Annotated in this window: 23 protein-coding genes and 2 tRNA genes; 20 read left to right on the top strand and 5 right to left on the bottom strand. The window is 60.2% G+C overall.

Going from position 1 to position 24,051, the window contains the following annotated elements:
* Window positions 1-32 precede the first annotated feature (32 nt).
* The gene (locus ACP15N_RS04740) at window positions 33-1,019 is read left to right on the top strand and encodes a hypothetical protein (protein WP_425091066.1); all 987 of its coding nucleotides are present in this window, start codon (window positions 33-35) and stop codon (window positions 1,017-1,019) included.
* Between the two features lie 63 nt (window positions 1,020-1,082).
* Here the strand turns inward: ACP15N_RS04740 and ACP15N_RS04745 are convergent.
* Window positions 1,083-1,172 (bottom strand) — tRNA-Ser (locus tag ACP15N_RS04745).
* Between the two features lie 201 nt (window positions 1,173-1,373).
* Between ACP15N_RS04745 and ACP15N_RS04750 the strand changes: the two genes are divergently transcribed.
* The 7 genes from ACP15N_RS04750 to ACP15N_RS04780 are packed head-to-tail and all read left to right on the top strand — an operon-like array spanning window position 1,374 to window position 7,833.
* Window positions 1,374-2,270, top strand: a complete 897-nt coding sequence (locus tag ACP15N_RS04750) for an SPOR domain-containing protein (RefSeq protein ID WP_425091067.1) — start codon at window positions 1,374-1,376, stop codon at window positions 2,268-2,270.
* Between the two features lie 12 nt (window positions 2,271-2,282).
* On the top strand, window positions 2,283-3,452 hold the full coding sequence (locus ACP15N_RS04755; protein ID WP_425091068.1) for a D-alanyl-D-alanine carboxypeptidase family protein: 1,170 nt from the start codon (window positions 2,283-2,285) through the stop codon (window positions 3,450-3,452).
* A 6-nt stretch (window positions 3,453-3,458) separates the two neighbouring features.
* Window positions 3,459-4,076, top strand: a complete 618-nt coding sequence (tmk, locus tag ACP15N_RS04760; RefSeq protein WP_425091069.1) for a dTMP kinase — start codon at window positions 3,459-3,461, stop codon at window positions 4,074-4,076.
* Between the two features lie 16 nt (window positions 4,077-4,092).
* Entirely contained in the window at window positions 4,093-5,250 is a 1,158-nt protein-coding gene (locus ACP15N_RS04765) for a DNA polymerase III subunit delta' (RefSeq protein WP_425091603.1), read from the top strand.
* Between the two features lie 39 nt (window positions 5,251-5,289).
* The gene (locus ACP15N_RS04770) at window positions 5,290-6,102 is read left to right on the top strand and encodes a TatD family hydrolase (RefSeq protein ID WP_425091070.1); all 813 of its coding nucleotides are present in this window, start codon (window positions 5,290-5,292) and stop codon (window positions 6,100-6,102) included.
* 1 nt (window position 6,103) lies between these two features.
* Window positions 6,104-6,904 (top strand): MBL fold metallo-hydrolase, encoded by an 801-nt coding sequence (locus ACP15N_RS04775; RefSeq protein ID WP_425091071.1) that lies wholly within the window; start codon window positions 6,104-6,106, stop codon window positions 6,902-6,904.
* On the top strand, window positions 6,901-7,833 hold the full coding sequence (locus ACP15N_RS04780; protein WP_425091072.1) for an AEC family transporter: 933 nt from the start codon (window positions 6,901-6,903) through the stop codon (window positions 7,831-7,833). Before ACP15N_RS04775 ends, ACP15N_RS04780 begins: the two co-directional genes overlap by 4 nt.
* On the opposite strand, the gene ACP15N_RS04785 is transcribed toward ACP15N_RS04780, so the two are convergent.
* Window positions 7,830-9,080: a sarcosine oxidase subunit beta family protein gene (locus tag ACP15N_RS04785; protein WP_425091073.1), complete on the bottom strand. Its 1,251-nt coding sequence runs from the start codon at window positions 9,078-9,080 to the stop codon at window positions 7,830-7,832. The two genes, ACP15N_RS04780 and ACP15N_RS04785, sit on opposite strands and share 4 nt — an antisense overlap.
* 531 nt (window positions 9,081-9,611) lie before the next feature.
* Between ACP15N_RS04785 and ACP15N_RS04790 the strand changes: the two genes are divergently transcribed.
* The 3 genes from ACP15N_RS04790 to ACP15N_RS04800 are packed head-to-tail and all read left to right on the top strand — an operon-like array spanning window position 9,612 to window position 12,385.
* Window positions 9,612-11,270, top strand: coding sequence for a pilus assembly protein TadG-related protein (locus tag ACP15N_RS04790; protein WP_425091074.1), 1,659 nt, complete (start codon window positions 9,612-9,614; stop codon window positions 11,268-11,270).
* Window positions 11,267-11,791 carry a TadE/TadG family type IV pilus assembly protein gene (locus ACP15N_RS04795; protein ID WP_425091075.1) on the top strand — a complete coding sequence of 175 codons (525 nt, stop codon included), beginning with the start codon at window positions 11,267-11,269 and terminating at the stop codon, window positions 11,789-11,791. The genes ACP15N_RS04790 and ACP15N_RS04795 overlap by 4 nt, the downstream gene beginning before the upstream one ends.
* Before the next feature lie 15 nt (window positions 11,792-11,806).
* A complete protein-coding gene (locus ACP15N_RS04800; protein ID WP_425091076.1) occupies window positions 11,807-12,385 on the top strand; it encodes a TadE/TadG family type IV pilus assembly protein in 579 nt (192 codons plus the stop codon).
* Here the strand turns inward: ACP15N_RS04800 and ACP15N_RS04805 are convergent, their stop codons facing one another.
* Together ACP15N_RS04805 and ACP15N_RS04810 are read right to left on the bottom strand one after the other, a co-directional pair.
* The gene (locus tag ACP15N_RS04805) at window positions 12,386-12,874 is read right to left on the bottom strand and encodes a hypothetical protein (protein WP_425091077.1); all 489 of its coding nucleotides are present in this window, start codon (window positions 12,872-12,874) and stop codon (window positions 12,386-12,388) included.
* A gap of 33 nt (window positions 12,875-12,907) precedes the next feature.
* Window positions 12,908-13,513 carry a TetR/AcrR family transcriptional regulator gene (locus tag ACP15N_RS04810; RefSeq protein WP_425091078.1) on the bottom strand — a complete coding sequence of 202 codons (606 nt, stop codon included), beginning with the start codon at window positions 13,511-13,513 and terminating at the stop codon, window positions 12,908-12,910.
* Window positions 13,514-13,608: 95 nt separating this feature from the next.
* On the opposite strand from ACP15N_RS04810, the gene ACP15N_RS04815 reads away from it, so the two are divergent.
* The 6 genes from ACP15N_RS04815 (at window position 13,609) to ACP15N_RS04840 (ending at window position 19,612) form a co-directional block, all read left to right on the top strand.
* Window positions 13,609-13,848 (top strand): hypothetical protein, encoded by a 240-nt coding sequence (locus ACP15N_RS04815; RefSeq protein WP_425091079.1) that lies wholly within the window; start codon window positions 13,609-13,611, stop codon window positions 13,846-13,848.
* A 92-nt stretch (window positions 13,849-13,940) separates the two neighbouring features.
* The gene (locus ACP15N_RS04820) at window positions 13,941-15,227 is read left to right on the top strand and encodes a homoserine dehydrogenase (protein WP_425091080.1); all 1,287 of its coding nucleotides are present in this window, start codon (window positions 13,941-13,943) and stop codon (window positions 15,225-15,227) included.
* Window positions 15,228-15,350: 123 nt separating this feature from the next.
* The gene (gene glpX, locus ACP15N_RS04825) at window positions 15,351-16,322 is read left to right on the top strand and encodes a class II fructose-bisphosphatase (protein ID WP_425091081.1); all 972 of its coding nucleotides are present in this window, start codon (window positions 15,351-15,353) and stop codon (window positions 16,320-16,322) included.
* A 1-nt stretch (window position 16,323) separates the two neighbouring features.
* Window positions 16,324-18,078 carry a single-stranded-DNA-specific exonuclease RecJ gene (gene recJ / locus ACP15N_RS04830; RefSeq protein WP_425091082.1) on the top strand — a complete coding sequence of 585 codons (1,755 nt, stop codon included), beginning with the start codon at window positions 16,324-16,326 and terminating at the stop codon, window positions 18,076-18,078.
* 87 nt (window positions 18,079-18,165) lie between these two features.
* A tRNA-Glu gene (locus tag ACP15N_RS04835) sits at window positions 18,166-18,240 on the top strand.
* 88 nt (window positions 18,241-18,328) lie between these two features.
* Window positions 18,329-19,612, top strand: coding sequence for a DUF6538 domain-containing protein (locus ACP15N_RS04840; RefSeq protein WP_425091083.1), 1,284 nt, complete (start codon window positions 18,329-18,331; stop codon window positions 19,610-19,612).
* 200 nt (window positions 19,613-19,812) lie between these two features.
* On the opposite strand, the gene ACP15N_RS04845 is transcribed toward ACP15N_RS04840, so the two are convergent.
* Window positions 19,813-19,992, bottom strand: coding sequence for a hypothetical protein (locus tag ACP15N_RS04845; RefSeq protein ID WP_425091084.1), 180 nt, complete (start codon window positions 19,990-19,992; stop codon window positions 19,813-19,815).
* Between the two features lie 133 nt (window positions 19,993-20,125).
* Between ACP15N_RS04845 and ACP15N_RS04850 the strand changes: the two genes are divergently transcribed.
* From ACP15N_RS04850 to ACP15N_RS04860, 3 genes are all read left to right on the top strand, one after another.
* A complete protein-coding gene (locus tag ACP15N_RS04850) occupies window positions 20,126-22,069 on the top strand; it encodes a helix-turn-helix domain-containing protein (RefSeq protein ID WP_425091085.1) in 1,944 nt (647 codons plus the stop codon).
* Between the two features lie 464 nt (window positions 22,070-22,533).
* Complete coding sequence (locus tag ACP15N_RS04855) at window positions 22,534-23,088, top strand: recombinase family protein (RefSeq protein WP_425091086.1); 555 nt, start codon at window positions 22,534-22,536, stop codon at window positions 23,086-23,088.
* 204 nt (window positions 23,089-23,292) lie between these two features.
* Complete coding sequence (locus ACP15N_RS04860) at window positions 23,293-23,502, top strand: hypothetical protein (RefSeq protein WP_425091087.1); 210 nt, start codon at window positions 23,293-23,295, stop codon at window positions 23,500-23,502.
* The last annotated feature ends 549 nt before the right edge of the window (window positions 23,503-24,051 follow it).

The raw sequence follows: 24,051 nt of genomic DNA on the forward strand, positions 1-24,051 counted from the left end.
GTCAGCCGGCGTTTATTTGCTAGGTTGGCGCCATGAACAGCACGTGCCCTCACACATCCGAAAACAACCCGCTGAACGCAGCGGCACGTGCCCCCAATGCCCCACCCCGCAAGGGACGCCCCAGCGAAGCCCTCGGATCGTTCGATCTGCGCGACCACATTGACGTTGCAGCGCGGCTCCTGAGCTCAAAACCAAAAAATATCGACCGAGATCAATGGCTCCGGCAGGAATGGGCCGCGCGCAACCCCGCTGCCAGTCTGGAGGGGGAGACGTATTTCATTCGCAAGCTTCACGGCAAGCGCGATCTGGTAAGCCGGGATCTCAAGCAACTGCACGGTATCCTCGGGCTCTACAACATCGGCCTGATGGAATGTTGCGCGTGGCTGGACTTTGACGAAGGCTCTGCCGCACGCCGGGTGAAGTACTCCGCCGCGGAATTCGACGCAATCATTCGCGAGAAACTCAAGGACCATCAGAACCCGTTCGACATCTTCGTGCGCCACACCCGGCTTGAGATATTTGTAGAGTACGAACGCAGCGGTCTCGAGAACCTCGCGATGGTCGATGGGCACGAGACCACACGTCAGCCCGCAACCAATCCCCACACACGCCCCCGCAAGATCCGCGCGGGGGAGGCATACCGGCTGCTGACCGCCCCGCTGACGGCAGGTCACATGCTGATCCTGCATAACCGCGAAGGCAAAGACGTTGTGCAGGTCGCGAACGAGGCTTTCGGACTGGAACGGGGCGAGACGCTGGAACCCGGTGAGATGTTTGAAAGCCCGGTCGTCAATGCCCCACCGGACCCCGGATTACGCCAGGTGGTGATCGTGAACTGGCCAAGCGGGCTGGACCCCGCACACCATTCGTTGACCGACCTGTTCGATGCCAGCCAGTCGACCTTCGATTTGCAGGTCCTGAGCCGGATCGCCGGCGCTGTCCTGCAGACCCATCAGGCGCCAGACCCCGAGCGCGTCCATGTGCGGTTTCTGCCCATGGACGTTGTTACGGCGGCCTGAGCCGTCGCGGAACTGCAAAGCGCGTGCCGCTCGGCAAGGGTCTGATGGTCGCGCAAAGCCGGGTGGCGGAGAGACAGGGATTCGAACCCTGGGACCGCTCTCACGGTCAACGGTTTTCAAGACCGCCGCATTCGACCACTCTGCCACCTCTCCGGTGGGCCTGTTCGTAGCGCTCCGACTATCCGGGAACAAGACAAATGTGCCGCAACTTGCAGCAGATAATCGCAGAAGCGGGCGGATGTCTTTGCAACTTGCCGACAACACGGTAAGACTATTTTACGAATGGCGGAAACGCCGGGGAAACGGACCTCGCAGAAGGTCCACCCTTTCAGAGGCACACTGCGGGAGCAGGTTATGGGTAGACACACGGCAGGACGCGCTCTGCTACTCGGCACGCTATGTGTCGTGTTGGCCGCGTGTGAGGGGCAGGATCCTTTCGAATTTCTGAAGACTCCGCCAGCGTCCGAAAGCGGGGAAACGCCCGTTCAGACCGAAACGACCGGTCAGACGATCGAAGCCGAAGCCCCGGAGGTGTTCGGCGTCTCCGATACCGGGCTGTGGGATGGACGTCCTTCGCTTGGCGGTGTCTGGGTCGCCTATCCCGAGGTGGCCGATCCCGAGCGCGTGGTGATCCGGAATCAGGCCAACGGTTCGTTCGTGATCGGCGCGCTGTTCCGGCGCGAACGCGACAACCCCGGACCACGGTTCCAAGTTTCTTCCGATGCCGCGGCGGCGCTAAACATCCTTGCGGGTCAGCCGACCGAGTTGGAAGTTGTCGCCCTGCGAAAGGTCGTCACAGAGCGCGCGGCGCAGGAAGCCGAAGCCGCCGCAACCGCCGCTGCTGCCCCGGCACCGGAGCCGGAACCGGCAGGGATCGATCCGGCCGCCGTTGCGGCCGCCGCGATTGCCCAGTCAGAGGGGCGCGATATCGACTTCGACAGCGCGCTGCCGCAATCCGCCACCGCCGGACCCGTCGAAACAACCCCGTTGGAAGCCCCGGCGCCGGTCGCGTCCTCGCTTGAAAAGCCCTATATCCAGATCGGGATATTCAGCGAAGAAGCCAACGCGCGTCGCACGACCCAGCAGATGTCGGACGCCGGGTTGGCTGCGGAAACACTTGAGCAAGAATCCCAGGGTAAACAGTTCTTCCGGGTCATCGTTGGCCCTGCTCCGACGATCGAAGCGCGCGCCCAGGCTCTGGCCAGTGTGCGTGCTCTGGGCTTCACCGACGCCTATTTCGTCACGAATTAAGAGGCACGTGAGATGAAACGTTTGATCCTCGGCCTGTGCGCGCTGTTTGTGGCGGGCCTGCAACCGGCTTTCGCGGCGTTTGAGACACGCGCGAGTGCGGCCTATGTCGTAGACCTGACCACCGATACGGTCCTGTTGTCCAAAGACGCAGAGATCCCTCTGCCGCCCGCGTCCATGTCGAAACTCATGACGCTGTACATGTTGTTCGACGCGCTGGAAAAGAACCCCTCGGTCGACCTGGACACCCGGTTCGGAGTGTCCGCCAAGGCAATGGCCAAGGGCGGCTCGACGATGTTTCTGACAGAGCGCGACCGCCCGACCGTTGAAGAACTGATCAAGGGCATTGTCGTGCAATCGGGCAATGACGCGACCGTGGTGGTTGCCGAAGGCCTCGCCGGAACCGAAGACGCATTTGCCCGGTTGATGACCGAAAAGGCCCAATCGCTCGGGATGACCCAGTCGACCTTTGCAAATGCCTCCGGCTGGCCGGATCCGCGCCACCGGATGAGCATGAAGGATCTGGCCATCCTGACCGAGCGCATCATCGAGGATTATCCGCAGTATTATGGGTACTTCGCGCTGTCCGAATGGGGCTTTGACGAGCGTGCACCCAAGAATCGGTACAACCGTAACCCTTTGCTGAACCTCGGGATCGGGGCTGACGGTCTGAAGACCGGCCATACCCAGGAGGCCGGGTATGGACTGGTCGGATCGGCTCAACAAGGGGCGCGTCGGATTGTCTTTGTTGTTACCGGACTGGAAAGCGAGCGCGAGCGGGCGGAGGAATCCGAACGCATTGTCAGCTGGGCCTTCCGGCAATTCGTGCAAAGGCAGCTGGCGAGCGAGGGCACAAGGCTCGCCGATCTACCTGTCTGGGTTGGCGCTCAGAGCAGTGTCGGGGCAGTGGCCCCTGAAACGATCGCCCCACTCGTTCCCTTGCTTGCAACCGGTTCGCTGACCACGGAGGTGGAGGCAAACACACCGCTGGAAGCCCCGATTGCCGCCGGACAGGAGATTGCGACACTCGTCGTGAAGGGCCCGGAGATGGAGCCGCGCCGCTTCCCGCTCGTCGCTGAAACAGCCGTCGAAAAGGGCGGAGCGCTGGTACGGATGCAGGCTGCCGCACAAGTGCTGCTGCGCGAGGTTCTGGCAGATGATGAAGCCCAGGTCGAAACGCAATAGCCCTTCGTGACCGGACGTTTCATCAGCTTCGAAGGGATCGACGGGTCCGGCAAATCCACACAATCGCGACGTCTTGCGGACAGTTTGCGATCGCAGGGACACAACCCGCTTCTGACGCGGGAACCGGGCGGGTCCGCTGGGGCAGAAGACATCCGCGCGCTGTTGGTCTCGGGCGATCCGGACCGTTGGTCTCCGGAGACCGAGATCCTGCTGTTCACTGCGGCGCGGCGGGATCATCTGGAGCGCACGATTGCTCCCGCGCTGACCGCCGGGCGCGACGTGATCACGGACCGGTTTGCCGACAGCACCCGCGTCTACCAGGGCACCACGCGCGGCGACTTACGCGGACTGGTTGACGCGCTGCATGCGCAGGTGATCGGCACGGAACCCGATCTGACCCTGATCATCGACATGGACCCCGCCGAAGCGTTGCGGCGGGGCCTTGCGCGCGACAGTGGCGAGGATCGGTTCGAAGACTTTGGCCTGGATTTCCAGATGCGGTTGCGCGCGGGCTTTCTTGCACTTGCCGAAGAATACCCCGAAAGATGTGTCGTGATTGATGGCACCCGTGATGCCGACAGCGTGGCAGCGGACGTGTTGCAGACACTGGTGAAACGACACTGACACAGGCAGGCGAATGATGGACGTGCCCGCAGAGGCCCCTGCCCCCGAGGCAGACCGCCAGCCCGGCGCGCCCCACCCGCGCGAAACGACAACCCTGTTCGGCCAGGACGCGGCTGAGCGCGCATTTCTGGAGGCGTTCAATGCAGGGCGGCTGCATCATGCCTGGCTTCTCTCGGGTCCTGAAGGGATCGGAAAGGCGACGCTTGCCTGGCGTATCGCGAGGTTTCTCCTGACCCGGCCCCTTCAGAGCAGCAATGCAGGGGGCGGCCTGTTTGGCGAGGATCTGGCCCCCGCGCCGCCCCGGACGCTTGATACCGACCCTGATCATCCTGCGGTGCGCCGCGCGGCGGCCTTGTCCGAACCGCGGCTTTTTCTGCTACGGCGCCCTTGGGACGCTGAAAAGGGTCGCTTCAAACAGGACATCCCGGTGGACGAGGTGCGTCGCCTGAAGTCGTTTTTCAACTTTTCTGCGGTAGATGGCGGGCGGCGTGTCGTGATCGTGGATGCGGCGGACGACCTGAACACCGCCGCTGCCAACGCGTTGCTCAAAGTGTTGGAAGAACCGCCGCGGGACACAGTCCTTTTGCTGGTTAGCCACGCGCCCTCGCGGCTGCTTCCGACGATCCGCAGCCGGTGCAGGTCGCTGCCCCTCCGGCAGCTTGCAGATCAGGACCTGTCAGAGGCGCTGCGAGCCGCCTTTCAGGACGACGCGCCTGACCTGCCTGCTCTCATTGCGCTGGCAGATGGCTCCGCGGGCCGCGCTCTGCAACTGCATGAGGCAGGTGGGCCCGAGGCGTACGCCGCGCTGATTGCTCTGCTGTCCGACCTGCCGCGCCTTGACCGCCCTGCCATGGTCAAGCTAGCCGACAGCGCCGCTGCGCGCGGGGCGGAGGACCGCTTCGACCTGCTTCTGACCCTCACCGAGTTTTTTCTGCACCGTCTGGCGCGCACCGGCGCGATGGGTGCCGCGCCCTCAGAGGCTGTGCAAGGCGAGGGTGCCCTTCTTGCGCGGCTATGCCCGACACCCGCTCATGCACGGATCTGGGCGCAGACCGGGGCTGAGATTGTTCCCCGAGCGCGCGCGGGGCGTGCAGTGAACCTTGACGCTTCTGCGCTTCTGATCGATATGTTTCTTGGGCTGCAATCCACCGCTGCGGGGCCCGCGGCGGCCTGATCCTCCTGACCGTGGCCGCATTGAAAACGAAAGCCTCCCATGCCGCCTGCCGCCCTTGTCGACAGCCATTGTCATCTTGATTTTCCTGATTTTGAAGGTGAGCTGCCGCAGCTGATCGCGCGCGCCAACGCCGCCGGTGTGACGCGGATGGTCACGATCTGCACGCGCCTGCGCAACGAACCCATCGTACGCGCGATCGCGGAGGCCCACGCGCCGGTGTTCTACGCGGCAGGCACCCACCCGATGAGCGTGGCCGATGAACCGATGGCACGTGTCGAGGCGCTTGTGTCGCTGGCACAGCACCCGAAATTCGTGGGGATCGGCGAAACCGGCCTCGACTACCATTACACGTCCGAAACCGCCGCTGCACAGCAGGACAGCTTCCGCATCCACATCGAGGCCGCGCGCCAGACCGGCCTACCGCTCATCATCCACGCCCGCGCGGCGGATGAGGATATGGCGCGCATCCTGACAGAGGAATATCAGGCAGCCCCCTATAGCTGCGTCATGCACTGCTTTTCCTCCGGTGCTGGCCTTGCCCAAGCCGCGTTGGATCTGGGGTTCTACCTGTCGATGTCGGGCATCGCCGCGTTCAAGAAGAGCGCCGAACTGCGCGAGATTTTCTCAAGCGCACCAGTGGACCGCGTTTTGGTCGAAACCGACGCGCCTTACCTTGCGCCGCCTCCGCATCGAGGCAAACGCAACGAGCCGGCCTTTGTCGCCCTGACCGCGCAAACCGGCGCGGAGGTCTTCGGATTGACCCTCGATGCGTTCGCCGCGCAGACCAGCGCCAATTTCGACAGACTGTTTTCCAAGGCTGCCGCATGGGACGCGCAGCAAGGGGCGGCCTGATATGGATGAGTTGAAGTTCACCATTCTGGGCTGTGGATCCTCTGGCGGCGTTCCACGCCTTGGTGGGCTCTGGGGCGACTGCGATCCCGAAAACCCCAAAAACCGGCGCACACGCTGCTCGCTCTTGGTCGAAAGGACTGGCGCAGGGGGAACAACGCGGGTGCTGATCGACACCTCCCCGGATATGCGGGCGCAATTGCTGGACGCGGGCGTCGGCGCGCTGGACGCGGTTGTCTTCACCCATGCCCATGCGGATCATACCCACGGCCTCGACGATCTGCGGATGATCGTGTTCAACATGCGCAAACGCCTGAGTGTCTGGGCCGACAGCCCGACGCAGGCCAGCCTCATGGCGCGGTTCGGCTACGCGTTCGTCCAGCCCAAGGGCAGTTCCTACCCACCCATCCTCGACATGTACACGATCGACGGTCCGATCGAGATCGAGGGCCCGGGGGGCGTGCTGCGCTTGGAACCTTTCGAGGTGAACCACGGCGCGATCGACGCACTCGGGTTCCGTATCGCCGATGTCGCCTACTTGCCGGATGTTGCGGAACTGACGGACGAAGCGCGCGCCGCGCTACGGGATCTCGACATCTGGATTGTCGATGCCTTGCGCCGCGATCCGCATCCAACCCACGCACACCTGGCCAGGACACTGGAATGGATCAAAGCACTCGCGCCGAAGCAGGCCGTGTTGACCAACATGCATATCGATCTGGATTATGTGACGGTGGAGGCCGAAACGCCGGACCATATCACACCAGCCTATGACGGTATGGTGCTGCGCCGCCCCATTTCATGAGCGACCTGCTGCAAGTCACTCTGCCGGTGTTTCTGGTCCTGAGCGCCGGTTACGCCGCGGTCTGGCGCGGAGTCTTCTCTGACGACAATGTCGACGCGCTGATGCGGTTCACGCAGAATTTCGCAATTCCCTGCCTGCTGTTTGCCGCGATCTCGCGCCTTGATCTGCAGGCGACCTTCGACTGGCGGCTGCTCGTCAGTTATTACACCGGGACGGTTGCCAGCTTCTTCATCGGGATGGCCGGAGCGCGGCTGATCTTCGGTCGCCCGATGACGGATGCCGTGGCCATCGGGTTTTGCTGCTTTTTTGCCAACACCCTTTTGCTGGGGCTGCCGATCATGAGCCGGGCTTACGGCGAAGACTCGCTGGGGCCGGTGTTCGCGATCATCTCGCTGCATGCGCCGATCGGATACCTGCTTGGGATCACGACGATGGAAATGGTGCGCAGTTCGGGCAAGGGCGTCTTTCGGACGCTCACCGACATAGTCAAACAGATCCTGCACAACGCAATCATGATCGGTATTTTTCTGGGCTTTGTCGCCAACATCGGCCACATCACTCTGCCCGGCGTGGTGATGGAGGCGATCGACCTGATCGCGCGCGCGGGCCTGCCGGCAGCTTTGTTCGGCCTCGGCGGCGTGCTCTATCGGTACAAACCGGAGGGCGATCTGAAGGAGGTTGCTTTCATCTGCCTGACCGGGCTGGTTCTGCAACCCATCGTGGTCTGGGGCATGGCGCGCGGTGTGTTTTCGCTGAGTACCGAGGGGCTGCGGGCAGCGGTCGTTGTGGCTGCGATGGCGCCCGGCGTGAACACTTATGTGTTTGCCAACATGTACGGCGTGGCCAAGCGCGTGGCGGCAACTTCTGTCCTGCTGGGCACCGCCTTGTGCATTCTGACCACAGCTGTCTGGCTGACGCTTCTGCCCTAGTGCAGATTGTGCTGGCTGCCGGTCGCCTCCTCGTCGATCAGGTGCCCGGTCTCGAACCGGTCCAGCCTGTAGCGGGCCGCGACCTCATGCGGCTGATCGGTGGCCATCAGATGCGCCATGCACCAGCCTGAGGCCGGGACCGCCTTGAACCCTCCGTAGCACCAGCCGGCATCCAGATAGAGCCCCTCGATCGGTGTCCGGTCGATGATGGGGGAGCCGTCGGGTGTCATGTCCATGATGCCACCCCAGCTGCGCAATACCTTCGCCTTGCCGATCATCGGCATCAGGGTCATCGCCGCCTCCATCACGTGCTCGGCCATGGGCAGGTTCCCGCGCTGCGCATAGGAGGCGTAGAAGTCCAGATCGCCGCCGAACACCAACCCTCCCTTGTCGGACTGGCTGATATAGAAATGCCCCCGACCGTAGGTCACCACATGGTCCAGCACCGGTTTCAACCCCTCGGTCACAAAAGCCTGCAAGACATGGCTTTCAATGGGCAAACGCAAGCCCGCACGCGCCGCAAGCTGCCCTGAGCGCCCGGCGACAACCATCCCGACCTTGGGCGCGAGGATCGGACCGCGTGTAGTCTCGACCCCGGTGACCGCGCCGTTCCTGGTTGTGAAGCCGGTCACTTCGCAATTCTGGATCAGGTCCACGCCCAGCCGGTCTGCCGCGCGGGCATAACCCCAGGCCACGGCATCATGTCGCGCTGTGCCGCCGCGTGGGTGATACAGCCCGCCATAGATGGGAAACCGCGTATTCTCGAAATCAAGATAGGGCAGGATCCGTTCCACCCCGGCGCGGTCCAGCAGGATTGCATCGTCACCCTGGTTGATCATCGCGTTACCCCGCCGCGCAAAGGCATCGCGCTGGCTGTCGGAGTGGCACAGGTTGATGATCCCGCGTTGGGAGTGCATCACGTTGTAGTTCAGCTCCGCTTCCAATCCTTCCCACAGCTTGAGGGAGTGGGAATAGAACTCCGAATTGCCCGGCAGCAGGTAATTCGCCCGCACGATTGTCGTGTTCCGCCCTATATTGCCCTGCCCAAGCGCGCCTTTTTCCAGAACGGCGATATTGGTCATCCCGTGGGTCCGCGCCAAGTAGTAAGCGGTCGCCAGCCCGTGCCCCCCGCCACCGATCACCAGGGCATCATAGGCGGGTTTTGGCTCTGGGGTGCGCCATTTCGCGGTCCAGCCCCGGTTCCCGGTCAGACCCTGTCGAATGACTTCCCAACCGGAGTATCGCATGCATCCCTCCTGCGGCGGTGCGTGAACTCTAGCAGGTGAAAACACGGCATCTGAACCCGCAAAACGTCAAAAGCCCGCCGTTTTGCGACGGGTGCGGTTCCGTCGAGAAACCCGATTACGTCGGGCAATGTGGCGGAAATGTGGCGAGTACGCTGACCAGCTGTGGATAAACCCCATCGCGCATTGTTTCTGCGCCGGGTCAGGTGCCCCCGGTTTCCGCGATATTGACCGCCATTGCGACACGCGCCGAGCAACGGCGCTGGTGGGTGTCAGAATCCAAGGCGTGGAAACACTCCGTTGTGCATTCCGAGATGAAAACAACTAAGTCATTGATTTTACGTTGATTAACAAAGGGTTAACCATGACCCCGCAGCAATGATTAACCATCTGTATTCATTTGGTTTTAACAGTTCGGCGCGGATTCCTTGTTTGTCGCATCAAAAGTCAAACAATCGCCCGATTCATTTGGGAAAAGCAGGGGTGGTCCTAGGCGGACTCCGATGTTCGGTGTCGATTGGGAGAGTAACTGGAATGACGATGCATATTTGTTCTTACAAGCGTTTCATCGCGCGCGCTGCCCAAAGCGCTCGTACCTTTCGGCAGTCCGAAGAGGGCACGCTCACAGCGTTCTCACTATATATCTTCATCGGGATGTTCATGGTCTGTGGCCTGACCATCGACCTCATGCGCTACGAAGCTGTGCGCACCAGGCTACAATCCACCACCGACCGCGCCGTGCTTGCTGCGGCGGACCTCGACAACACCCAGGGTGCGAAGGAAGTCGTGGAAGACTATTTCGCGAAAGCCGGAATGTCAGAGTTCCTCAAGGGTGTGAATGTCGATCAGGGCCTCAACTACAAGGAAGTCACCGCGGTCGTGGAAGCAAAGATTCCGACGTGGTTCATGAACATGTCCGGCATTTATGAACTGGACGCGTTTGCGCAGTCCAAGGCCGAGGAGCGTATTCAGAACATCGAGATTTCGCTGGTGCTCGACATCTCCGGCTCGATGCGTGGAACCAAGAACGCCAACATGATCACGGCGGCCAACGAGTTCGTGGCCACCATCATGGAAGCCAACAACAACCTTGCCGCAGACGGCACGGGCCTCGCGGCGGTATCGATCATTCCGTATAATGCATCGGTCAGCGCGCCCGATTACCTGCTCAACCAGTACAACGTCAAAAACCATCAGACGTTTTCGAACTGCGTGCGGTTTGCGCCCAACGATTTCAATTCACTTTCGGTCAGCACGTCGCTGCTGCTGGATCGCCTGTCGCACTTTGACCGGAACAACAGCAACCTGAACGAAGTCAACGATCAGTTCCTGCTGAAACGGCCCTGGTGCCCGACAAGCGGTGCCGAAGACATCCTGCCGCTGTCGACCAACCTCGGGGACCTGCAAGCCAAAATCAGCTCGCTCGGGGCCGAAGGCAACACTGCAACCGACCTTGGCATGAAGTGGGCCGCAGCGTTGCTGGACCCGAATTCGCAAGGCATGGTGTCCAACCTCGTCAACAACAACGTGCTGGATGCGCGCCTCGATGGCCGTCCCGAGCCTTACGATGACATTGAAACCATCAAGGTCGTGGTACTGATGACGGACGGTGCGAACACTTCGCAGTATGACCTGAAATCCGAGTTCAAGGGCACCATGTCCCCGGTGTGGTATTCCGCCAACAACGATCGCTACTACGTCTACTTCGAGAACCGTGCCGACAACGGCGATCGCCCATGGTGGGATACCGGTCGTCGCCCCGACCAGGACACCAACGGCAATGACGAGGAAGACGGCTGGTGGCGCTGGAACCTGCCGAGCAGCGCAAACGATGCGGTGCAGCTGAGCCACACGGACCTCTTCTCGAATTTCAGCGTGCGCTACATCTCCGAGTTCTTCTTCCGGGTCGAAAACGACAGTCAGAAGTCTCTGCGCCAGAAATATCGCAATGCCTGGTATACCTATGCCGGCAACACCTCTGCGGACAACTACACCAAGAGCCTGTGCACCTTGCTGAAGAATCAGAACGTCCAGATCTTCACGATCGGGTTTGAAGCCCCGCAGCGTGGTCAGGACCTGATGAGCGCCTGCGCGACCTCACCCAGCCACTACTATGATGTGAACGGTGTCGAGATTTCCGAAGCGTTCAGCTCGATCGCAAACACGATCCAGCAGCTGAGGTTGGCGCTATGATCTCGCGTATCCGCAAGTTCTGGTCGCGGGACGAGGACGGCACCGCGACGGTGGAATTCGTCATCGTGTTCCCGCTGATCATGGCCGTCTTCATGTCGACCTTTGAACTGGCGATGCTGACGGCGAAGTACACGATGCTGGACCGAGCCCTCGATCAGACGATGCGGGACGTTCGGCTCAGTTCCGGCAACCCGCTGTCCTCGCAGGATGTGAAGAACTCGATCTGCAACCGCGCGCTGCTGATCAAGGATTGTCACGCTGAACTCGTGGTGGAGATGACGGATATTCTGCCCCCTGTCTGGACGTGGCCCACGACAACGACGTCCTGTGCCAACCGGGGCAACGGCACGCTGCCGGTCGTGAACTACACGCAAGCCACATCAAACAAGCTTGTTCTGGTGCGGGCGTGCGCACTGGTTGATCCCTGGTTCCCGCTAACGGGTCTGGGGATGCAACTGACCAAAGATCCGTCAGGGGCGTTCCAGATGACATCCGTATCGGCCTTCGTGGCCGAACCGTAAGAGAGTGAGTGTGTTATGTACCGGTTTCGCCTGAAGCCCCTGTTCCGCAGGTTCGCCCGTGAAGAAAAGGGCGCTGTGATCGCCGAATTCCTGTTCGCCATGTGCTGGCTCTGCTGGTGGTACGTCGCGGCCTTTGCATTCTTCGACGGCTTCCGGCAGTACAACGCCTCGATCAAGGCAACCTACACGGTTGGGGATATTCTGTCCCGCCAGATGTTTCCGGTCGACAGCAATTATCTTGAAGGCCTCAAGGGTCTTTACGAGTACTCCATCAAGTTCGGAAGCCTGCCGGAACTTCGGTACTCCTCCATCCGGTGGGTCGACAACCCGGGCCAGTACGAAGTGCACTGGTCGTATGCAACGGGGTCAAAGCCGACCCTGACAAATGCTGACATGCTGGAAATGCAGGCAAAACTGCCCATCCTGACCGACAATGAGCATGTTATACTGGTGGAAAGCAGCTCGATCTATCAGACGCTCTTTACAGTGGGCGTCCGCGAAGGTCTGGAGTTCAACAACTTCATGGTGACGTCCCCGCGTTTCTCGCCACGACTGGAATATGAACTCTCCGACGGCACGCTGGCAGGCAGCTGATCAAGGCGTATCGCGACGCACAAGCATGGTCGCTAGCGTCTCGGCCATGATGTTGGCGTCCACCTTGTTGGTGACGCCTCCAATACCCATCAGGTGCCCCCATCGCCACCACAGCCCCGGCGCCCAGCCCCGGGGTTGTTTCGTCTTGAGACGCAGAAGGAACCCGTTGGAGGGTTTGAAGGCAAAGGCGCCCCGCTCAACCGCACGAATATCGGCCAGATCGACCAGTCTCACACCATCCGCGCTGAAAAGACCGTCCTCGCGGAGGTGAAGGCTCTGGGCTGTTGCCTTTCCGGTGGCATTGGCCAAGACCAGCGTTGCCAGAGCAAACCCCCACAGAAACACATGCCAGCCCAGAGCAGCCGGTGGTTGAAACACCGCGACCCAAGCCAGCAAACCGGTCAGCAGGTACAGCATCGCCAAGGCGAGATAACGTTTCAACGGCACGGGTTTCAGTTCGATGACTGGCCCGGCGGGTGTTTGCGACATGCCTCTTCCTTCTGGCGTAGGATCCGCGCGCGCCTAGGCGGTGACCGGCGCCTGCACCCCGACAGCCTTGCGCACCATGTCCCAATAGATGTTCTGAATGTCTTCCCGGTCGAGGCGCCCATCCTCGCGAAACCAGGTCGTCAGCCCCGTCAGCATCGCGATCAGTCCCATCGTTGCCAACTTGGTATCGGGCACTTCGAAATCACCGCTCGCCTGCCCGCGCCTCAAGATTGTCTCCAGCAGGGTTTCGTACTGCCTGCGCAGTCCTTCGATGACGGCAAAATTCTCTGGCGTGAGGTTCCGCAACTCCATGTACGAGACAAACACCGCCTCCGCCCGGTCGAGGTGAAACTCGATGTGGAATCGCGCAAATGCCTCCAGCGCGCGCTCCGGGGCACCGGTCAGGTCGACACGTGTGACCGCCTCAAGCAATTCATCCATATGCGCTTTCATGAGGTCGAACAGCAACGTTTGCTTGTCCGGCGTATACAGATACAACGCCCCCGCCTGCACACCAACCTCGCGGGCGATCTGGCGCATGGAGACGGCCGCAAAGCCGTGACGCGCGATCAGACTGCGCGCCGCGGCGCGTACGCGCGGGCCGGTAATGTCGGAATGCGATCCAGTTTTGCGTGCCATGCTCGCGAGCCTATGTGAACGGACGTTCAATTCCTAGGACGAAATCCCGGTTTACCCGATTGCCTGCTGCGGCGGCCACACGATAGGAAGAGGGCATGCGCCTGCGATACACCCTGTTTCCCGCCATCATGTCGCTTTTCGCGATGAGCGGATGTGCCCCGCCGGAGGCGCTGGCCGTGGACATCACGCCCGAATCCCGGGACGCGCCCCGGCCGAAGATCGCGCCGCTCGGCCCTCTGTTGCAAGCGCCCGATCCGCGTCTCACGTCAGAGGATGCCGACCGGCTGATGGCCCGGGCACGGGCGGCACAATCCCGGGCGGATGCCGTACGCTGACCCATCGCTTTGACGCGTTGCGCCCGCCCCCCCAATTGGCTAGACGGGCGCAACATCCTTTCGTCCCTGTCACGATCGCCTGGAGGCCCCGCATGACCACCCCCCTTCGCCTAGGCATTGCCGGGCTTGGCACCGTGGGCGCAGGCGTAGCCAAAATCGTCGCCGCAAAATCCAATCTTCTGGCCGCCCGTGCCGGTCGACCGGTGGTCATCTCGGGCGTTTCGGCGCGCACGCGCGACAAGGATCGCGGTGTCGACCTGTCAGGCTACGCCTGGGAGGATGATCCGGTGGCGCTTGCAACACGTGACGACGTTGATGTGTTCGTCGAATTGATGGGGGGCGCGGACGGCCCTGCGAAAGACGCCACCGAAGCGGCAATCGCCGCTGGAAAACAGGTGGTTACAGCCAACAAGGCCATGCTGGCGCTTCACGGTCAGCACCTTGCCGAGACAGCTGAACGCGCCGGGGTGGCCCTCCGGTTCGAGGCAGCCGTTGCGGGCGGAATACCGGTGGTCAAGGCCCTGACCGAAGGACTGGCCGGCAACCAGATCACCCGGGTAATGGGCGTGATGAACGGCACCTGCAACTACATCCTCACACGTATGGAAACAGCCGGTCTTCCCTATGAGGAAGTGTTCGCCGAAGCCGACGCGCTGGGGTATCTGGAAGCGGACCCGACGCTTGATGTCGGCGGGATCGACGCCGGGCACAAACTGGCGATCCTTGCCTCGATCGCGTTCGGGACACAGGTGAATTTTGGCGCGATGCAGCTCGAAGGGATCGAACGCATCACCATCGAGGATATCCGCCAGGCCGCTGACATGGGCTACCGCATCAAACTGCTGGGCGTTGCACAGATGACCGGTCGCGGGCTGGAACAGCGCATGTCTCCGTGCCTTGTTCCCGCAGACTCCCCGCTGGGTCAGTTGGAGGGGGGCACGAACATGGTTGTCCTCGAAGGGGACGCGGTCGGCCAGATCGTGCTGCGCGGTCCCGGCGCCGGCGAAGGCCCCACGGCTTCGGCGGTTTTGTCTGACGTGATGGACATCGCGCGCGGCGACCGGATTTCGACCTTCGGTCAGCCCGCGGCGGATCTTGAACCTGCCGTCGGTGCCCAGACGGCCGTCCCGGCGCGGTACTACCTGCGGCTGGAGTTGCTGGACAAACCGGGGGCCCTGGCAAAAGTGGCGACGGTTCTCGGACAGGCCGGGGTCTCCATCGACCGGATGCGACAGTACGCGCACGAGGAAACCTCTGCCCCGGTTCTGATCGTGACGCACAAGACCGATCGCGCCTCCCTCGATCACGCGCTGGATGCGTTGCCGGGCACCGGTGTTCTGTCTGGACAGCCGGTGGCCATCCGGATCGAACAGGTGTGATCGGCGGAGGGCTGTTGCGATAGCGCACGGCACCGGCAAGACCGCCATCCGGGCGCTTTCCATTCGGGGCGCGGACAGGTATGCCAAGAGGCGACTGGACGACGTTTTTGCACAAGGTGCCTCATGACAAATTCTCCCGATTTCAATGACCGTATGCTTTCTCTGGGGCTTGCCCGCGTGGCCGAACAGGCTGCCCTTGCCTCTGCCAAGCTGATCGGTCGCGGCGACGAGAAAGCTGCCGACCAGGCTGCCGTCAACGCCATGCGTGATCAGTTGAACATGCTCGACATCAAGGGCGTTGTGGTCATCGGCGAAGGGGAACGGGACGAAGCGCCGATGCTTTACATCGGCGAGGAAGTCGGCTCTGGAAACGGACCGGAGGTCGACATCGCGCTCGACCCTCTGGAAGGCACCACATTGACCGCCAAGGACATGCCGAACGCGCTGACCGTCATCGCGATGGGCCCGCGCGGGTCCATGTTGCACGCCCCTGACGTGTATATGGACAAGCTGGCAATCGGCCCCGGATATGCCCCGGACACCGTGACGATGGATATGTCGCCCGGAGAACGCGTCCACGCATTGGCAAAAGCCAAGGGCGGCGACCCGTCGGACATCACTGTCTGCGTTCTGGAACGCCCGCGCCATCAGGATGTCATCGCGGAAATCCGCGAAACCGGCGCTGCGATCCGCCTGATCACCGATGGGGACGTGGCGGGTGTCATCCACTGTGCCGAGGCAGCGATCACAGGGATCGACATGTATATGGGCGAAGGCGGTGCGCCGGAGGGCGTTCTGGCCTCTGCCGCGCTGAAATGCATGGGCGGTCAGATGTATGGCAGATTGCTGTTCCGCAACGACGATGAAATCGGGCGCGCCCGCAAGGCCGGGATCGAGGATCTGGATCGGGTGTATACCCGCGACGAACTGGTTCGCAATGACGTCATCTTTGCCGCGACCGGTGTGACCGACGGTTCCGTCGTCTCCGGCATCAAGCGCGAGGTCGGGTATCTGACGACCGAAACCATTCTCATGCGCTCCAAGACCGGGTCCGTGCGCCGTATGACCTATCGGAACCCGACCAGCGCCATGTGAGATGAACGATGCTGCCGCGTTTCTGGGGGTCGCATCCTCTCTGACCGGGCGGCGCTGGACGGGGCTTAGCCCGGACCAGGACAGGCTCGCCGAGGCAATCCGTCAGGAGACCGCGCTGTCCGACCCGGTTTGTCGCATTCTCGCCCGGCGGGGTGTGCTGGCACAGGAGGCCGCGGCTTTCCTGGCACCGACCTTGCGCGACACGCTGCCCGATCCGATGGGACTGCGGGACATGGACCGGGCGAGCGCGCGGCTCGTACAAGCCGTGCAGGCGCGAGACCGGATTGCCATCTTTGCCGATTACGACGTCGATGGTGGGGCGTCGGCAGCACTCTTGCAGTGGTGGCTGCGCGCGCAGGGACATGGCGCAACGCTTTACGTTCCCGACCGGATCGATGAAGGATACGGTCCGAACCCGTCCGCGATGACGGCGCTGGCCGCCGACCACGACCTGATCATCTGCGTGGATTGCGGCACGCTCTCACACGAGGCGATTGGCGCCGCAAGGGCAGCGGATGTCTTGATCCTTGACCACCATCTGGGTGGAGAAACCCTTCCCGACGCGCTTGCCGTGGTAAACCCGAACCGGCAGGACGAAACCGGAGATCTGGCGCACCTTTGCGCTGCGGCTGTGGTGTTTTTGACGCTGGTGGCCGCAAACGCGCAACTGCGCGCGGCGGACCGACCGACACCGGATCTCATGGCGCTGCTCGACCTCGTCGCACTTGCCACCGTCGCCGATGTCGCGCCCCTGATCGGGGTAAATCGCGCATTGGTACGGCAGGGTCTGAAGGTGATGGGGCAGCGCACTCGTCCGGGGCTGCGCGCTCTGGCGGATGCGGCCCGGCTGGACACCGCGCCCGCCGCCTATCATCTCGGCTTCGTGCTTGGCCCCCGGATCAACGCAGGCGGGCGGATTGGCCAAGCCGATCTGGGCGCGCGCCTGTTGTCCACCGCGGACCCACACGAGGCAGACGCTCTGGCCGCGCGGCTAAGTGAGTTGAACGAGGAACGGCGCGATATCGAAGCACGGGTGCGCGCGGCGGCGTTGGCACAGGCCGAAGATCGGGGACTTGCGGGGCCACTGGTCTGGGCGGCGGGCGAGGGTTGGCATCCGGGCGTTGTCGGGATTGTGGCGTCACGCCTGAAGGAAACGACAAACCGGCCCGCAATCGTGATTGGTTTCGATGGCGGCGAAGGTAAGGGGTCGGGCCGATCCGTCACCGGCGTCGATCTTGGTGCCGCAATCCAAAGGCTTGCGAGCGAAGGCCTGCTGATCAAGGGCGGCGGGCACAAGATGGCCGCAGGCCTGACCGTCACGCGTGACAGGCTGGAGCCTGCGATGGCGCGGCTGTCGGAGTTGCTTGCAAAACAAGGCGCGGACCGGATGGGACCACGCGACCTGAAGCTGGATGGGCTGGTGATGCCCTCTGCTGCGCAACCTGAACTGATCACGCAGATCGAGGCCGCGGGCCCCTTCGGCGCGGCGGCCGCTGCCCCGCGATTTGCCTTGGCGGATATGGCGATTGCCTATGCCAAACGGGTTAGCGATACACATCTGAAACTCAGCGCCAAGGCCGCGGACGGGAGCCGGATCGACGCAATTGCCTTCGGGGCCTTCGACGGGCCACTGGGGGAGGCGTTGTCGGATACTGGCGGCACGCGGTTCCATCTTGCCGGACGATTGGAAATCAATACTTGGGGCGGGCGCCAAAGCGTGCAACTGCTGCTGGAGGATGCCGCCCCTGCTGCCTAGGCAGGGTGCAAGTTTCCTCAACCCCGGCGCCATTTTCCGCTTGCAGTGACAGCGCCCTTTTCCTAAACACCCCCTCACGACCCCGGTGGCCCGTTCGTCTATCGGTTAGGACGCCAGGTTTTCAACCTGGAAAGAGGGGTTCGATTCCCCTACGGGCTACCAATAATCCATTTTCCAGTTAATACTTGTAAAACAAGGGCTTTACAGCCTTTGTTGGTTACAAATTTGGTTACAAAACTGGATACAAGAGATGGCGAACCACCTCATAAAACGGGGCAGCACCTACCACGTGAAAGTGGCAATTCCTGACGATGTTTATGATCTGTTTGGCAAGCGAGTCTTTCAGCAAAGCCTAAAGACCTCGGACAGAGCGGTTGCAATCGCAAGGTCAGGTCCGCTGATCCTAGGTTTCAAGAAGCAGATCGAGGAAGCCCGTGGGAACCCAACACAGAAACTCGACGAGTATCTCGCGGACGTCCGAGTGTACCTCGAGGACCAGCGAGCGAACCCAAACTTTGACCCGGAAAGTGTAGCTTCACTCCAAGACGAGATAATCGACAAACTGGCGAAGTCGTTCGGAGCAAGGTACTCAGAAGAGCTTTCCGAGAAGCAGGAGGAACAGGCGGTCCGCGCTTACAAGATTGCTGACGGGCAGCTTACCCCGTTCGAGCGGCCCCTCGACGGCTACATCGCAAACCGCAAGGTGGAACCCAAGACAGAGCGCAAGGACCGCCACGCCGTTGGCAAGTTCGCCTCGAGTTGCCCGATGCTTGAGGACGTGGACCGTCAGGCTGTCAGGGCGTTTGTGAAGAAGCTCTCGCAGGAAGAGGGTCTCAAGAACCGGACCATCAAGGATAACCTGAGCACACTGCGGGTGTACTGGCGATATCTCGTCGAGACGGACATCGCGCCTGAGGACAAATCCAACCCATTCGAAAATGTCGCTCTACCTGCGGTGAACCGGAAGGACGCTGCGGAGAAGGTCCGCCTGCCCTTCACAGTCTCTGACATCCAGAAGCTCCGCGCAGCGATCTCCTCAGGTCGCAGTGAGATGATGCTCGCCACGTTTGAACTCGCGATCTACACGGGGTGTCGCCTAGAAGAACTGACGTCCCTCGAGACGGTGAACGTAACCGACGACGCGATCAAAATCGTGCGAGCGAAGACCGAGGCAGGCAACCGCACAATCCCTATCCATGACGCGCTAGGGCCGCTTGTGGCGGACTTGAGGGGACGTGGGAACAAGTACCTCCTACCGGGCCTCTCGCGAAACAAGTACGGCAAGCGAGGCGGTTCAATGTCGAAGCAGTTCGGGAAGGTAAAGAAGCGGCTCGAATACGATGAGAGATACGTGTTCCACTCGATAAGGAAGACGGTAACCACCTTGTTCGAACAGGCGGGTGTGCCTGAGAACGTCTCAGCGGACATCCTCGGGCACGATAAGCAGACCATGAGTTACGGCTTGTACAGCGGGGGTAGCTCGATGGATCAGAAGCTCGGGGCAATACGAAAGCTATACTATGGCTATCACTAGTAACTGAAGTTCGAGGGTCAGTGCACCTAAGAAGACGTATATCGCAACATCGCTTCCTCCATCTATAACCGCTTTGCGGACAAAGCGTGCTTTCGCTGTACTCGCTCGAACGACGGCAATGTGGTTTGCGCAACTGGTAACCCTGGTTCTCCGCATCTCCCAAAAGATTCAACCGGCTCTAGCACTACCATCCACAACATCTAGCCGCGCACAGAAAGAATCCCGTACAGCACTGCCATCGGGCCATAGAGTTCCGGCTTTTCAGTTACGACGCACCCTGACGCGTGGCAAAAAGCCAAGGAGGCATAAAGAACGCGGTGCGAGAAAACCGCGCTCAAAAACGCTTTTGCGTTAGTATTCTGTTTCTTCAGCTCGAACATCCTTTTTTACCTTTCGATGTTGAGCCGGGCCCGGCGGTTGAGAAAACGATATCGATGAGTAGGCTTGTGCCAGAGGTCGTTCGGACCGTCGTTTCTATTAGGTTACCGAGGTCAATAACTTTCGAGGGTCATGATGTCTGATGATGCTAAAGCGTTTGGAGCGTTGGTGCGACAGCGCCGGACAGCTTTGAAACTGACACAAGAAAACCTCGCCGATGCAGCGCTAGGTAATCTCGACCGCAAAGGCATGATCTCTCAGATCGAGAACGGCAAAATCCCCAATATTACAAGTGCTACAGTTAAAAAAGTGGCCGAAGCCCTTTCCATTGATGTGGAAGAAATCCCCACCTCTTTGCGCTGGTCCGAGGCCATTGAAGTAGCCACGGACACAAATACTGTCGTGCACAAATTGCAGGCGGCCTCAGAAAGGTCCCAAGCAATCGACGACAAGGTCCTGGCGAACACAGACAAACTGGTCGAACTGTTGTCCGAGCAAGCTCAGGACTTCAAAATCAAGGAGGGCATGTTGATAGCGCTCGCCAGGCGCTATGCAGAAGGAAGCCCGCATGATTTTGACGCGGCTTTTGCTGGGTTAGAGCAGGCATTGGAGGTTGCTGTTCAGGATCGGGAGCGGGGAAAGCTTCCCTCGAATACGGACGACGCGGTCAATGTAGTCATAGCTCGAGTCGATGCACTGAATGAAACAGGTGACATCGACCAAGCCGCAGCTCTGCTGGCAGAGGAAGAAGCCCGTGCTCAAGCTGGACTACTGCGTCTATACGAAAAGGCAATATCACAGGCGATTCTAACCCGCGACGTTGATGCAGCCGTGAGTTATGAACTCAAAAAACTGCCGCTGGAGGCACAGTCTCCATCACCTAAGGACAGCTACGCCTATCTGCGGAGTGTTTTTGTCGAGTGGTACAACAGGGGCGACCAAAGAGGCTTGAACTTCGATGGAGCGGTGGCCGTCGAGTTGATACGCGAGATGGTTCGCCGCTATCAAAATGATGAAGAGAGGATAGGATCGTGCCTCTCCAATCTTGGGCTAGCGCTTCACAGATTGGGTAGCCGCGAAGCCGATAGCCACAAAGTGTCGGAGGCCATAACTGTTTTTCGCGCTGCACTCGAAAAAACGGACGTTGACCACAATCCGCTCGATTGGGCGACGACCCAGATGAATCTTGGAAGCGCACTTAGAACTCTCGGGACAAGAAATAACTGCCCAAGGACACTAAATGAGGCAGTCGAAGCCTATCGTGCCGCGTTGACAAAAAGGACACGAGATCGGGTTCCCATGGATTGGGCGATTACAAAGACTAACCTGGGAAATGCGCTTTCAGTCTTGGGAGAGCGCGAAAGCGGAACCGAAACGTTAGAAGAGGCTTTGTCAGCCTACCGCGACGCTCTCAAAGAATTTACACGCGATCGAGCTCCTTCTAAGTGGGCAATGGTTCAGATGAACCTCTCAACAACTCTTCAAGTCATCGGAGAACGGGAGAACGGGACGGAAAAGCACAAAGATGCCGTTGCAGGCTACCGGGCTGTACTTCAAGAACTAAGCCGTAGCGATTTACCCTTGGAATGGGCTAGGACCCAAATGAACCTCGGTAATGCCCTGCAGGCCATTGGAGAGAGAGAAGTCTGTGCGAACAGTTTAGAGGAGGCAGCAACGGCATATCGGCTTGCTTTGGAGGAGTATACTCGTGACCGTGTTCCCCTTGATTGGGCTAGGGCTCAAATGAATCTCGGTGTCACGCTTCGTTCCCTAGGACAATTCGAAACCGGCACGCTACGGCTAGAAGAGTCCCTTATTGCTTATCGTAGCGCACTTGAAGAACTGACACGTGAGCGCGATTTAACAAGTTGGGCATTTACGAATGGAAATGAAGCGGTTGCCATGATGTATTTGGCCGACAGAACTGATAATGCCGCACTTGCAGCCCGCGCATTGGGTCAACTTGTTGAGACTGAATCGGCCTTGCAAAAAAATGGCCACGAAGCAGGAACCGAGGTGTTCGCTAAAAGTAGAATTGAAGCAGAAGCTCTTGTTGCTAAGCTGACCAACGCCGACTGACCAACTCCAGAAGTACATCTTCTTGTATTACCAGCCATTCAAACAGATTTCAGCATCGGTCAAAATGGGCTCGAAGCAAACCTTTGCTTCACCTCGGCACATGACTGCTGTGCGCTCAAAATTGTCATTAAGCGGTATCAACCTCGACCGAACTTTGTTGGAAAAATCTGAGGGGTATATAACACGTGAGCCTTCCGGTATTCCCCCCGTGGGGGCCTCGGGTGACCCCAAATTCACCGTAGTTACAACGGGGGGGGTACCCTTGTCGCTACCCGGGGCCGAGCCGCAGCGACAACGCCCGCCACCCCAGCCACCGCTTCGCCCGAATAGTCTCAATAGACCATGCCCGTGCGAGACGGCTCAACGGTAGCCCAAGAATGTCTCACACAGTCACCTATTGCACTTATGAGACATACGCCTTACATCGTCTTAGACTTTGTGAGACACTTGAGGAGCACTTGGAGATGATCGTTGGCTATGCTCGTACGTCCACGCTGGACCAGAAGGCGGGACTAGAAGCGCAGGAGACGGAGCTGGCTGCTGCTGGCTGCGAGAAGGTGTTCATAGAGCAGGTGTCCTCAGTGGACTTGGGAGCCCGTGAGAAGCTCGCTGAGGCGCTCGACTACATCCGGGAGGGTGACACGCTGGTCGTCACCAAGCTCGACCGTCTAGCCCGCTCAGTGGCTCACCTACTGGTCGTCTTGGAGACCATAGATACCAAGGGCGCATCCCTCCGCATCCTGTCGATGGGTATTGATACCGGCAACGCCACCGGCAAGCTGATGCTGACAATCCTCGGCGGGGTTGCTGAGTTCGAACGAGAGATCATGCTCGAGAGGCAGCGCGAGGGCATCGCCAAGGCCAAGGCCGCTGGCAAGTACCGAGGCAGAAAACCGACAGCGCAGGCCAAAGCGAAGGAGGTCAAGGAGCTACACGAGCAGGGCATCGGGGCTACCGAGATCGCCAAGAGGTTGGAGATCGGGCGTGCCAGCGTCTACCGGATACTGAACCCAGGATGATCTTAAGATGATCTCGGGTTCACTCCTGGTTACTAGCCCCGATACTTATGATATAGAAACTCCTAACATATTGTAATTAATGTATTTATTTGACATCTGCTCCGGCTGTGAGGTACTGGTTATGTGTTCCTGTCCGTCCCTGCGTCCGTGCTGGATGACGTAGACCAAGGACAGCGCTAATGATCCACTATTCATGAGAGAGCCATGTCACTTCTTCACTTCGGTACACCCCGCGAAGCAATCATCGCAGCACTCGACGAACACCTCTGTGATCTCAAGGAAGAACGCGCAGCGGCCATCGGCACCAAGTCTGAGCTGTACTCCGACGCCGAATACGAAGAACTCGAGGATAAGATAAGTGACCTCAAGCAGGTGCTATCGCAGACCAGAGAAGCACAGACTTTCCCGGCATAGGCTCTGGGAGCACCCGCAGCCCATGAGACCACGCTGTGTGGTGCCCGGTTAGTCGAGTGACCTAAGGTCCTGCCTGTTCGTGTATTTCCCTGAGGCACCACCGAAGAACTCAAAAAAGGGACCGATACGGACCTAAATCACTGTACAGTACTGCTGCCACTCGCACGACCAGAACTTGCCAAGTAAAACAGTGGGTTAAATTACTGCCCCCTCATGAGATGAAGACACCCTGAGATTTACGTATAGAGTGTACCTAGGGTGTTAGGATCAGGTGGTATTGGTCGGTGTTGTCCCACTCAAGTACACTCAGGTACACTCAGAGTTCACCTCAGTTGCTCCCACGGTGCACAGGTGCGGTAGATTACACGATCACATCAGCGTTGCACCTCTCAGCGTCCTGTCAGGTGCAACCACCACCAATCAACACCCCAAGTACACCCATGTACCCGGTCCATGCACGAACGTGATCTCGGTCTTCACCTCGCCAACAGCCGATGGAACAAGGCCGAAACGAATACTGCCCACTATCGATATAACGCCAAAACCTTG

Origin of the sequence: Tropicimonas sp. S265A (genome assembly GCF_049800835.1) — a bacterium.
Lineage (GTDB): Bacteria > Pseudomonadota > Alphaproteobacteria > Rhodobacterales > Rhodobacteraceae > Dinoroseobacter.

Excerpts from the sequence above, each read along its gene's own strand:
- ACP15N_RS04740 (WP_425091066.1), top strand. The coding sequence starts at position 33 with ATGAACAGCACGTGCCCTCACACATCCGAAAACAACCCGCTGAACGCA.
- ACP15N_RS04750 (WP_425091067.1), top strand. The coding sequence starts at position 1,374 with ATGGGTAGACACACGGCAGGACGCGCTCTGCTACTCGGCACGCTATGT.
- ACP15N_RS04755 (WP_425091068.1), top strand. The coding sequence starts at position 2,283 with ATGAAACGTTTGATCCTCGGCCTGTGCGCGCTGTTTGTGGCGGGCCTG.
- ACP15N_RS04765 (WP_425091603.1), top strand. The coding sequence starts at position 4,093 with ATGGACGTGCCCGCAGAGGCCCCTGCCCCCGAGGCAGACCGCCAGCCC.
- ACP15N_RS04770 (WP_425091070.1), top strand. The coding sequence starts at position 5,290 with ATGCCGCCTGCCGCCCTTGTCGACAGCCATTGTCATCTTGATTTTCCT.
- ACP15N_RS04775 (WP_425091071.1), top strand. The coding sequence starts at position 6,104 with ATGGATGAGTTGAAGTTCACCATTCTGGGCTGTGGATCCTCTGGCGGC.
- ACP15N_RS04780 (WP_425091072.1), top strand. The coding sequence starts at position 6,901 with ATGAGCGACCTGCTGCAAGTCACTCTGCCGGTGTTTCTGGTCCTGAGC.
- ACP15N_RS04785 (WP_425091073.1), bottom strand. The coding sequence starts at position 9,080 with ATGCGATACTCCGGTTGGGAAGTCATTCGACAGGGTCTGACCGGGAAC.
- ACP15N_RS04790 (WP_425091074.1), top strand. The coding sequence starts at position 9,612 with ATGACGATGCATATTTGTTCTTACAAGCGTTTCATCGCGCGCGCTGCC.
- ACP15N_RS04795 (WP_425091075.1), top strand. The coding sequence starts at position 11,267 with ATGATCTCGCGTATCCGCAAGTTCTGGTCGCGGGACGAGGACGGCACC.
- ACP15N_RS04800 (WP_425091076.1), top strand. The coding sequence starts at position 11,807 with ATGTACCGGTTTCGCCTGAAGCCCCTGTTCCGCAGGTTCGCCCGTGAA.
- ACP15N_RS04805 (WP_425091077.1), bottom strand. The coding sequence starts at position 12,874 with ATGTCGCAAACACCCGCCGGGCCAGTCATCGAACTGAAACCCGTGCCG.
- ACP15N_RS04810 (WP_425091078.1), bottom strand. The coding sequence starts at position 13,513 with ATGGCACGCAAAACTGGATCGCATTCCGACATTACCGGCCCGCGCGTA.
- ACP15N_RS04815 (WP_425091079.1), top strand. The coding sequence starts at position 13,609 with ATGCGCCTGCGATACACCCTGTTTCCCGCCATCATGTCGCTTTTCGCG.
- ACP15N_RS04820 (WP_425091080.1), top strand. The coding sequence starts at position 13,941 with ATGACCACCCCCCTTCGCCTAGGCATTGCCGGGCTTGGCACCGTGGGC.
- glpX (WP_425091081.1), top strand. The coding sequence starts at position 15,351 with ATGACAAATTCTCCCGATTTCAATGACCGTATGCTTTCTCTGGGGCTT.
- recJ (WP_425091082.1), top strand. The coding sequence starts at position 16,324 with ATGAACGATGCTGCCGCGTTTCTGGGGGTCGCATCCTCTCTGACCGGG.
- ACP15N_RS04840 (WP_425091083.1), top strand. The coding sequence starts at position 18,329 with ATGGCGAACCACCTCATAAAACGGGGCAGCACCTACCACGTGAAAGTG.
- ACP15N_RS04845 (WP_425091084.1), bottom strand. The coding sequence starts at position 19,992 with ATGTTCGAGCTGAAGAAACAGAATACTAACGCAAAAGCGTTTTTGAGC.
- ACP15N_RS04850 (WP_425091085.1), top strand. The coding sequence starts at position 20,126 with ATGTCTGATGATGCTAAAGCGTTTGGAGCGTTGGTGCGACAGCGCCGG.
- ACP15N_RS04855 (WP_425091086.1), top strand. The coding sequence starts at position 22,534 with ATGATCGTTGGCTATGCTCGTACGTCCACGCTGGACCAGAAGGCGGGA.
- ACP15N_RS04860 (WP_425091087.1), top strand. The coding sequence starts at position 23,293 with ATGTCACTTCTTCACTTCGGTACACCCCGCGAAGCAATCATCGCAGCA.